Genomic DNA, 9,500 nt, shown 5'->3' on the forward strand with positions numbered 1-9,500 from the left:
GGATCCACTGGTACAACTACCACCGACCCCACACCGGGATCGCAGGCCAAACACCCGCCAGCCGCGTCACCAACCTGTCCGGACAACACACCTAGACCGGGTCGGCCGCCGTGGCTCTGATCAGTTCGACGATGCGGTCCCGGGCCGCGCGGCCCTCGGGGACCGGGAGCAGCGGGTACACGTGCGGCAGGCCCGGCTCCTCGTGCCACTCCACCTCGACCCCGGCCGCGCGCGCCCGGCGCAGCAGCTCCCGGCTGTCGGTGCTCAGCACGTCCCGGGTACCGGTGAACACCGTCAGCGGCGCCAGCCCCTCGAAGGAGCCGTGCAGCGGGCTCACCCGGGGGTCGTCGGCCGCGAGGTTGCCCGCGTACAGCCGGCCCGCCTCGACCAGGCCCGGCCGCGCCAGCACCGGATCGGCCGCCTCGATCGCCGCCTGGCCCGGGTGGCTCATGCTGACGTCCAGCCAGGGGGAGATCAGCACGATCCGGGACGGCTGGGCGCCGGTGCGCTCCCGCAGCCGCTGCGCCGCGGCCAGCGCGAGCCCGGCTCCCGCCGAGTCGCCGATCAGGACCGTGCCGCCCGCGCCACCGCTCTCGATCAGGCCGCTCAGCAGGTCGGCGGCGACCGGAACCGTACGGTCGGCGGTCCCGCGCGGCGCCAGCACGTACGCCGGTACGACGACCCGGGCGCCCGCCTGCGTCACCAGGGTCCGGATCAGCGACCAGTGCGGCCGGACCAGCTCGTTGATGAACGCGCCGCCGTGCACGTACAGCACCCGTGCCACGGGCTCCTCCCGCCGCGGCGAGGCGTCGTACACCGGCCAGGCCCCGACGAAGGTCCGCGACACGTCGGCCACCCGCCCCAGCGAGCGCGGCGGCAGGTGCGACGCGGGCCGGCGGGCCGACTCCGCCACCTTGGCCCGGACCGCTTCCGCCGTCGCGTACCGTCTTCGCCGCCCCGTCGCGACCAGCGCGGCCGAAAGCGCCCTGCTGCGCAGACTCGGCACGCCCCTCACCTCCCCTTTTCCGCGGACCGGGACCTTCCGTCGGATCTTGCCCCGGGCCCCGTCCCCCTCACTGGAGGAGCATAGGCGTGAAGCTGGGCTGTCGACCCGCTTAAGAAAGTCTCGATGGACTGATCACCACGCCGATCGGCAGATTGGTGCACGTCACCCACGCCACCCGCGCACCAGCGCGCACGGCGCCCCCTTCCGCATGCCTGGAGCCACCCCCATGAAGGCACTCGTCAAGCACAAGGCCGAGCCCGGGCTGTGGCTCATGGACGTCCCGGAGCCCGAGTACGGCCCCGGCGACGTGCTGATCAAGGTGCTGCGCACCGGCATCTGCGGGACCGACCTGCACATCCGTGCCTGGGACGGCTGGGCGCAGGGCGCGGTCAAGACCCCGCTCGTCCTCGGCCACGAGTTCGTCGGCGAGGTCGCCGCGCTCGGTGCGGACGTCCGTGACATCGAGATCGGCGCCCTGGTCAGCGGCGAGGGCCACCTGGTGTGCGGCAGGTGCCGCAACTGCCTGGCCGGCCGCCGCCACCTGTGCCGCAGCACCATCGGGCTCGGTGTCGGCCGCGACGGCGCCTTCGCCGAGTACGTCGTGCTGCCCGCGCAGAACGTGTGGGTGCACCGGACCGCCGTGGACCTGGACGTGGCGGCCATCTTCGACCCCTTCGGCAACGCCGTGCACACCGCGCTGTCGTTCCCGCTGGTCGGCGAGGACGTCCTGATCACCGGCGCCGGCCCGATCGGCATCATGGCGGCGGCCGTCGCCCGGCACGCCGGGGCGCGCAACGTGGTGATCACCGACGTCAGCCCCGAGCGGCTGGAGATCGCCCGCAAGGCGGGCGCCACCCTCGCGGTGAACGTCGCCGAGTCCTCCATCGCCGACGCCCAGGCGCAGCTCGGGCTGCGCGAGGGCTTCGACATCGGCCTGGAGATGTCCGGCCGCGGCGAGGCGATGCGCGACATGATCGACAACATGACGCACGGCGGCCGGATCGCCATGCTGGGCCTGCCGGCCCAGGAGTTCCCCGTGGACTGGGCGAAGGTCGTCACCTCGATGATCACCATCAAGGGGATCTACGGCCGCGAGATGTTCGAGACCTGGTACGCGATGACCGTGCTCCTGGAGGGCGGGCTCGACCTGTCCCCGGTGATCACCGGCCGTTACTCGCACCGCGACTTCGAGGCCGCCTTCGACGAGGCGTCCACGGCCCGCAGCGGCAAGATCATCCTGGACTGGACGGCGTAGGCCTCCGGCGGTCGCGCGGGCAAGGGCTCCCGGGCCGAGGCGGCCCGCCCGGCCCCCGGCCCCCGGCCCCGGCCGCCCGGATCGATCGGGCGGGGCCGACCCCGTGGCGGTCGGCGCGGGGACCGGTACGCCGACCGTTGTAGACCGCACAAGACCATCTCCCTACGGCCGGGCCCCGCATACCCTCCCCCCTCCGCGGGGTCCGGCCCCCCTCCTCCCGTCCCGCCGGACGGCACACCGCACAAGGAGAAACCGAAGCCCATGTTCGAGTCCGTCCGCGAAGACCTCCGCACCACCCTCGACGAGATCCGCGCCGCCGGCCTGCACAAGCCCGAGCGCGTCATCGGCAGCCCGCAGAACGCCGCCGTCGCGGTCACCGCGGGCGGCGCCCCGGGAGAGGTCCTCAACTTCTGCGCCAACAACTACCTCGGCCTCGCCGACCACCCCGAGGTCGTCGCCGCCGCGAAGGACGCGCTGGACCGCTGGGGCTACGGCATGGCCTCCGTCCGCTTCATCTGCGGCACCCAGGAGGTGCACAAGGAGCTGGAGGCGCGGCTGTCGGCCTTCCTCGGCCAGGAGGACACGATCCTCTACTCCTCCTGCTTCGACGCCAACGGCGGCGTCTTCGAGACCCTGCTCGGCGCCGAGGACGCGGTGATCTCCGACGCCCTCAACCACGCCTCGATCATCGACGGCATCCGCCTCTCCAAGGCCCGCCGCTTCCGCTACGCCAACCGCGACATGGCGGAGCTGGAGACCCGGCTCAAGGAGGCCACCGAGGGCGGTGCCCGCCGCAAGCTGATCGTCACCGACGGCGTGTTCTCCATGGACGGCTACGTCGCCCCGCTCGCCGAGATCTGCGACCTGGCCGACCGCTACGACGCCATGGTCATGGTCGACGACTCGCACGCCGTCGGCTTCGTCGGCCCCGGCGGCCGGGGCACCCCCGAACTGCACGGGGTCATGGACCGCGTCGACATCATCACCGGCACCCTCGGCAAGGCCCTGGGCGGCGCCTCCGGCGGCTACGTCGCGGCCCGCGCCGAGATCGTCGAGCTGCTGCGCCAGCGCTCGCGCCCGTACCTCTTCTCCAACTCCCTCGCCCCGGTGATCGCCGCCGCCTCCCTGAAGGTCCTCGACCTGCTGGAGTCCGCCGGTGACCTGCGCGAGCGGCTCGCGGCCAACACCGCCCTGTTCCGCTCCGAGATGACCGAGGCGGGCTTCGAGATCCTGCCCGGCGACCACGCCATCGCCCCCGTCATGATCGGCGACGCCGCCGAGGCCGCGAAGATGGCCGAGCTGCTGCTGGAGCGCGGCGTGTACGTGATCGGCTTCTCGTACCCGGTCGTGCCCATGGGCGCGGCGCGGATCCGCGTCCAGCTCTCGGCGGCCCACTCCACGGCCGACGTGGAGCGCGCGGTGGCCGCCTTCACCGACGCCCGCGCGGCGCTGGGCACGTCCGCCGGCTGAGACAATGGAGGGGTGATCGACCCCCGCCGGCTGCGCATCCTGCGGGCCGTGGCGGACCACCGTACGGTGACCGCCGCGGCCGCAGCCCTGTACCTCACCCCGTCCGCCGTGTCCCAGCAGCTCGCCGCGCTGGAGCAGGAGACCGGCCACGCCCTGCTGACCCGCAGCGGCCGGGGCGTACGGCTCACCGCCGCCGGGGAGATCCTGCTGGGCCACACCCACGAGGTGCTGGCCCAGCTGGAGCGCGCCGAAGCCGAACTCGCCGCCTACGCGGGCGGATCGGCGGGCGAGGTCACCGTGGCCGCCTTCGCGACCGGAATCGCCGAGGTGCTGGCCCCGGCCATCTCCCGCCTGGCGCTGGACCACCCGGGCATCCGGCTCCGGGTCCGCGACGCGGAGGGCGACCAGAGCCTGCCGATGCTGCTCGACGGGGAGGCCGACGTGGCCCTGGCCGTCGAGTACCGGGGCGGGCCGGGCGCCGACGACGCCCGCCTGTCGGTGCTCCCGCTCTACGCGGAACCCTTCGACGCGGTGCTGCCCTCGGGGCACCCGCTCGCCGACCTGCCCTCCGTGGCGCTGGCGGACCTCTCCGACGCGGACTGGGTGGGCCAGTACCCGGGCAACCCCTGCCACGACGTGACCCTGCTGGCCTGCGAACTGGCCGGCTTCCAGCCCCGCTTCGCGCACTCCTCCGACGACTTCCGGGCCGTCACCGCCCTGGTGGGCGCGGGCGCCGGGGTGGCCCTCGTACCGCGCTCGGCGCTGCGCGGCATGGACCTCAAGGAGGTCCGGGTCCGCCCGGTCACCGGGCCCGCCGCCACCCGCCGGGTCTTCGCGGCCACTCGCCGGGGCGCCGAGGCCCACCCCCTGATCGCCCCGGTCCTCGCGGCCCTGTCCCGCGAGGCGGAACGGGTCCCGGCGCACTGAGCCGGACCGGCCGGTGTCCCGTCCGCGCCGGCTCCTCCCGCGTGTCCCGCTCCCGGCCCGCCCCCTCACACCCGGAGCACCTCCACCCCCGCCGTCGCGAAGCCCTGCGCGACGTCCGGGGGCAGGCCCGTGTCCGTGACGAGGACGTCCACCTCGGAGGTGGCGCAGATCCGGGCGAAGGCGCGGACGCCGAGCTTGGTGGAGTCGGCGGCGATGACCACCCGGCGGGCGCGTTCGCACAGGAGGCGGTTCATCGCCGCCTCGTCCTCGTGGCGGGTGGCCGCGCCGTCGGCCGGGTCGAAGGCGTCCACGCCGAGGACGGCGGTGTCCATCGTGAGCTGGCCGAGGACCTGCTGGGCCAGCGGGCCGGTCAGTTCGTAGGACTGGGGCCGGGCCACCCCGCCCGTCAGGACGATCTTGAACTGCGGCCGGATCACCAGCTCGCCGGCGATGTTCAGGGCGTTGGTCACCACCGTCAGCGCGGGCGAGCCGACGGCCAGGTCCGCGCGGGCCGCCAGGGCGCGCGCCACCTCCGTGGTCGTGGTGCCGCCGGTCAGGCCGACGACCTCGCCCGGGGCGATCAGGGCCGCCACCGCCTCGCTGATCCGGAGCTTCTCGGCGGCGCGCCGGGAGGTGCGGTAGCGCAGGGGGAGTTCGTACGAGACCCCGTGCGGGACCGCCCCGCCGCGGGTGCGGACCAGCAACTGCTGTTCGGCGAGCTGGTCGAGGTCGCGGCGGATCGTCGCCGCGGACACGCCGAGGACCTCGGCGGCGGGCTCCACCTCCAGCCCGCCCCGCTCCACGAGCAGGTCCAGCAGCCGCTGCCAGCGTTCCTTGCGGGTCATGGCGCCCCTCCCGTGAGCTTCCCGGGACTGTTCTCCGGCCCCGCCGTCGAGATTAACCCAGGGGATCACCCCGTAAATGCTTGAAGTTGCGTGAAACGGCCCGATACCTTGCAGGAACACGCACCCAACGCGCAGGGAGCCCGCATGAGTCACGTCGCGCACGAGTTGGCCACGCAGCCCGAGAGCTGGGAACGGGCCGCCGAACTCGCCCCGGTCCACCGGGCGGTGCTGCCGAAGCCGGGGGAGCGTACCGCGATCGTCGGGTGCGGCACCTCGTACTTCATGGCACAGGCCGCCGCCGCCCTGCGCGAGGAGGCCGGGCAGGGCGAGACCGACGCCTTCCCCGCCTCGGAGTTCCCCCACCACCGCCGCTACGACCGGGTCGTGGCCCTCACCCGTTCCGGGACCACCACCGAGGTGCTCGACCTGCTGGCCGCCCTGCGGGAGGCCGGGGTCGCGACCACCGCCGTCGTCGGAGACCCCGACACCCCGGTGATGACCCTCGCGAACGAGCTCGTGGTACTGGACTTCGCCGACGAGCGATCCGTCGTCCAGACCCGGTTCGCCACCACCGCCCTCACCCTGCTGCGCGCCCACGTCGGCGCGCACACCCCGGCCGTGGTCGCCGACGCCCGGACCGCGCTCGCCGAACCGCTGCCCGCCGCGCTGGAGGCCCGGGGCCAGTTCACCTTCCTCGGCCGGGGCTGGAGCGTCGGGCTCGCCAACGAGGCCGCCCTCAAGATGCGCGAGGCCTCCCTGTCCTGGGCCGAGGCCTACCCGGCCATGGAGTACCGGCACGGACCCGTCAGCGTCACCGGACCCGGCTCGGTGACCTGGTCGCTGGGCGCGACCCCCGAGGGGATCGCCGAGCAGGTCCTCGCGACCGGCGCCGAATGGGTCGACGGCACGCTCGACCCGCTCGCCGAACTGGTCCGCGTCCACCGGCTGGCCGTCGCGGTCGCCGCCCACCGGCAGCTGGACCCGGACGCGCCGCGCAACCTCACCCGCTCGGTGATCCTCACCACCGGCGAGGGGGCGGTCCGATGAGCCTCGCCTCCGCCGGGGACCTCGTCGCCGGAGCGGCCGGTGCCGGCCGCGCCGTCGCCGCCTTCAACATCATCACCCTGGAGCACGCCGAAGCCGTGATCGAGGGCGCCGAGCGGGCCGGGCTGCCCGTCATCCTCCAACTCAGCGAGAACGCCGTGAAGTTCCGCGGCGGAGCCCTGCTGCCCATCTCCCGGGCCGCCGCCGCCTGCGCCGAGGCCGCCCGGGTGCCCGTCGGGCTGCACCTCGACCACGTCAAGAGCCCCGACCTGCTGCGGCAGGCCGTGGACGCCGGGTTCGGGTCCGTGATGTACGACGCCGCGCACCTGCCCTACGCCGAGAACCTGGAGGCCACCCGCTCCGCTGCCGACTGGGCCCACGTCAACGGCCTGTGGATCGAGGCCGAGTTGGGCGAGGTCGGCGGGAAGGACGGCGCCGCCCCCCTGGACCCGCACGCGCCGGGCGCCCGTACCGACCCGGACGAGGCGCGCCGGTTCGTCGCCGACTCCGGGGTCGACGCCCTCGCCGTCGCCATCGGCAGCAGCCACGCGATGACCAGCCGCACCGCCGCCCTCGACCACGCCCTCCTGGCGCGGCTCACCAAGACGGTGGACGTCCCGCTCGTCCTGCACGGCTCCTCCGGCCTCCCCGACGAGGAGCTCGCGGCCGCCGTGGCCGGCGGCATCCGCAAGGTCAACATCGGCACCGCCCTCAACGTCGCCATGACCGAGGCCATCCGCACCCACCTCACGCGGGCCGACCCCCGCCCCTACCTGACCGCGGCCCGTACGGCGATGGCGGTGACCGCCGAGGCTATGATCAGGGCCCTGAACTGACCGGCGGGGCCGGGGCGTTACGGGTCCGGGGCGCGACGGGGCCGGTCTGGACCGGGAGGTGTCCGATGGACGACGGACGGCACGGGCCCACGGGCCGGCGGAAGTTCCTCACCCTGGCCGGCGGGGTCCTGCTCGTCGGGGCCGGCGGGGTCGCGGGCGTGTCGGCCGTCCGGTCCGACGAGCCCCCCGAGCCCGACCCGCAGCGGGTGCGCACCGAACTGGAGCCCCTGGAGCGGCGCTTCGGGGCCGCCCTCGGACCACTCTCCGACGCCCACTGGATCGGCTACGACGTGGACGCGGCCCAGCAGGACTCACGGCTCGGCCCGCCCGCCCCGGACTCCCGGGTCCGCCTCGTCGGCCTCGCCCGGCTCCGGCCGGGCGGCGCGGCCGCCGTCCTCGCCACCCCCGGCCGCACCTTCGCGCCGGCCCCGCTCGCGGGGCTGCCCGCCCGGCTGGAGCCGTACGTACCCGCCGGGGCGGTGTGGCGGGGGAGCGCGGAGTTCGACCGCACCGTGACCACCGGGGATCCCTCGGGGGGTTCCACGGGCGGATTCCGCTTCGACGAGGCCCACGACCTCGTCTGCTTCGACCTCCTCTACCTCTCCATGTAGGCCCCGCACGGCCGGGGCCGGGGCCGGAGCCGTGCCTCTGGAGCGTGGCCCGGCTCGGCGTACGCGCGGTGGTGGATCAGCCACATTCGAACCCGCGCGCGGGCTACTCGCGAGTACCGCACATGCGAGGTGAATTCCAGGATTCTCGCCTTACCTGCAGGCTTATATGACTGCTACATTCCGCACGTGCCATCTGCGGCCCAGCCGGGCGGCGCAGGCCACGATCTGGCCTGCCCGCTCCGCCGCGGACCCACCGCACCCGTCCGCACCGCCCCGATGCCGTGTCGACCCGCCGACCAGCGACAACCCCCTCGCCGAACCGGAACCACCCCGGTGTGCCGGTGCGCCCGCGCGTGGCCGCGTACCACTCCCGCACCACCCCCCTTCCGAAACCGGAGACATCGATGAGGACATTCCTGCTGAGCCGGCCCGTCGCGGGCAAGGCGCTCATCGCGGGCGCCCTGCTGGCCCTCGCCCTGCCCAGTACGGCCTACGCCAACAGCGTCGGCGTGACCGTGAAGACCCCCGGCGCCACCTCCGGGCCCGCCGGCACCTTCGCCGAGATCTCCACCCACGCCACCTGCAGCAGCGGCCTGATATCCGGCGGCGGCATCAACCAGGCCATCGGCACCGGCAGTTCGTCGAACGGCAACAAGATCAACGGAACGTCGCCCAGCCCGGACGGCACCACCGAGTACACCGGCTCCACCGGGGTCGTCGGCACCGACGTGGCGTACTGGCTCGGCATCGGAGGCAGCGGGGGAGCGGTCAACGCCTCCTTCTCCAGCACCCCGTACGCGATGTGCTTCAGCAGCAGCCTGATCAACCACACCCAGGTGGTGATGAACAAGGTCGCCGGTCCCACCACCAGTTCGACGGTGGGCCTCGTCACCGCGACCTGTCCGGCCAACACCCGGCTGCTCGGCGGCGGGGCGCGCATCACCCCGGCCGTCGTCGGCAGCCTCAAGCCGATCGCCAGCTTCCCCACCTTCAACGACTCCGCCCACGGATTCGGCCAGAAGGCCGCGGCCGACGGTGAGACCAACCCCGACTCCTGGAGCGCCGTGGGCTGGAACGGCGGCGGCGGCGACAGCGGCAACACCACGTACGCGTACGCCATCTGCAGTGGCAACAACATCAACATCAGCGGTACGACCGTGAAGGTCCGCTTCTCCGAGGTCAGCGGCCCCACCTCCGGCACCAGTGGCGCGACCGTGACCGTCGGCTGCGGCCAGAACGACGGGAAGCTGGTCAGCGGCGGCGCCGCGATCAGCGGCGGCAGCGTCACGACCACGAACTTCACCGGGCCGGGCTCCCAGGGCGACCACCTCAACGGCAGCTACCCCAGCGACTCCGGGGGCAACCCGGTGGCGGACGGGACCACCACGGCCTCGTACTGGTCGGCCTTCACCCACACCGGAGCCCCCAGCTCCCCGAACACCTACTCCGACGTCTGGGCGCTGTGCGCCAACGACGGCGTCTGAGTCACCCGTAGCACCCTTGCCG

General features: G+C 74.0%; 9 protein-coding genes. 7 read left to right on the forward strand and 2 right to left on the reverse strand.

All coding sequences use genetic code 11. The features are described from left to right. Positions 1-91 precede the first annotated feature (91 nt). A complete protein-coding gene (locus tag ACFV0Q_RS32435; RefSeq protein WP_385010223.1) occupies positions 92-1,006 on the reverse strand; it encodes an alpha/beta hydrolase fold domain-containing protein in 915 nt (304 codons plus the stop codon). Positions 1,007-1,232: 226 nt separating this feature from the next. Here ACFV0Q_RS32435 and tdh point away from each other — a divergent pair, with 226 nt between their 5' ends. The 3 genes from tdh to ACFV0Q_RS32450 all read left to right on the forward strand — a co-directional run bounded on the left by tdh (position 1,233) and on the right by ACFV0Q_RS32450 (position 4,658). Beyond that, the gene (tdh, locus tag ACFV0Q_RS32440; protein WP_385010225.1) at positions 1,233-2,261 is read left to right on the forward strand and encodes an L-threonine 3-dehydrogenase; all 1,029 of its coding nucleotides are present in this window, start codon (positions 1,233-1,235) and stop codon (positions 2,259-2,261) included. A gap of 261 nt (positions 2,262-2,522) precedes the next feature. Continuing rightward, complete coding sequence (locus ACFV0Q_RS32445) at positions 2,523-3,731, forward strand: glycine C-acetyltransferase (protein ID WP_385010227.1); 1,209 nt, start codon at positions 2,523-2,525, stop codon at positions 3,729-3,731. Positions 3,732-3,743: 12 nt separating this feature from the next. Then, a complete protein-coding gene (locus ACFV0Q_RS32450; RefSeq protein WP_385010228.1) occupies positions 3,744-4,658 on the forward strand; it encodes a LysR substrate-binding domain-containing protein in 915 nt (304 codons plus the stop codon). A 65-nt stretch (positions 4,659-4,723) separates the two neighbouring features. Here the strand turns inward: ACFV0Q_RS32450 and ACFV0Q_RS32455 are convergent, their stop codons facing one another. Continuing rightward, positions 4,724-5,503 carry a DeoR/GlpR family DNA-binding transcription regulator gene (locus ACFV0Q_RS32455; RefSeq protein WP_385010230.1) on the reverse strand — a complete coding sequence of 260 codons (780 nt, stop codon included), beginning with the start codon at positions 5,501-5,503 and terminating at the stop codon, positions 4,724-4,726. Between the two features lie 144 nt (positions 5,504-5,647). Here ACFV0Q_RS32455 and ACFV0Q_RS32460 point away from each other — a divergent pair, with 144 nt between their 5' ends. The 4 genes from ACFV0Q_RS32460 (at position 5,648) to ACFV0Q_RS32475 (ending at position 9,478) form a co-directional block, all read left to right on the forward strand. After that, the gene (locus tag ACFV0Q_RS32460; RefSeq protein ID WP_385010232.1) at positions 5,648-6,550 is read left to right on the forward strand and encodes an SIS domain-containing protein; all 903 of its coding nucleotides are present in this window, start codon (positions 5,648-5,650) and stop codon (positions 6,548-6,550) included. Continuing rightward, positions 6,547-7,383, forward strand: coding sequence for a ketose-bisphosphate aldolase (locus ACFV0Q_RS32465; RefSeq protein ID WP_385010234.1), 837 nt, complete (start codon positions 6,547-6,549; stop codon positions 7,381-7,383). Before ACFV0Q_RS32460 ends, ACFV0Q_RS32465 begins: the two co-directional genes overlap by 4 nt. 65 nt (positions 7,384-7,448) lie before the next feature. After that, positions 7,449-7,994, forward strand: coding sequence for a hypothetical protein (locus ACFV0Q_RS32470; protein ID WP_385010236.1), 546 nt, complete (start codon positions 7,449-7,451; stop codon positions 7,992-7,994). 404 nt (positions 7,995-8,398) lie between these two features. Further along, positions 8,399-9,478: a hypothetical protein gene (locus ACFV0Q_RS32475; RefSeq protein ID WP_385010238.1), complete on the forward strand. Its 1,080-nt coding sequence runs from the start codon at positions 8,399-8,401 to the stop codon at positions 9,476-9,478. Positions 9,479-9,500 lie beyond the last annotated feature (22 nt).

The sequence above is a fragment of the Streptomyces sp. NPDC059564 genome (assembly GCF_042735575.1).
GTDB lineage: Bacteria > Actinomycetota > Actinomycetes > Streptomycetales > Streptomycetaceae > Streptomyces.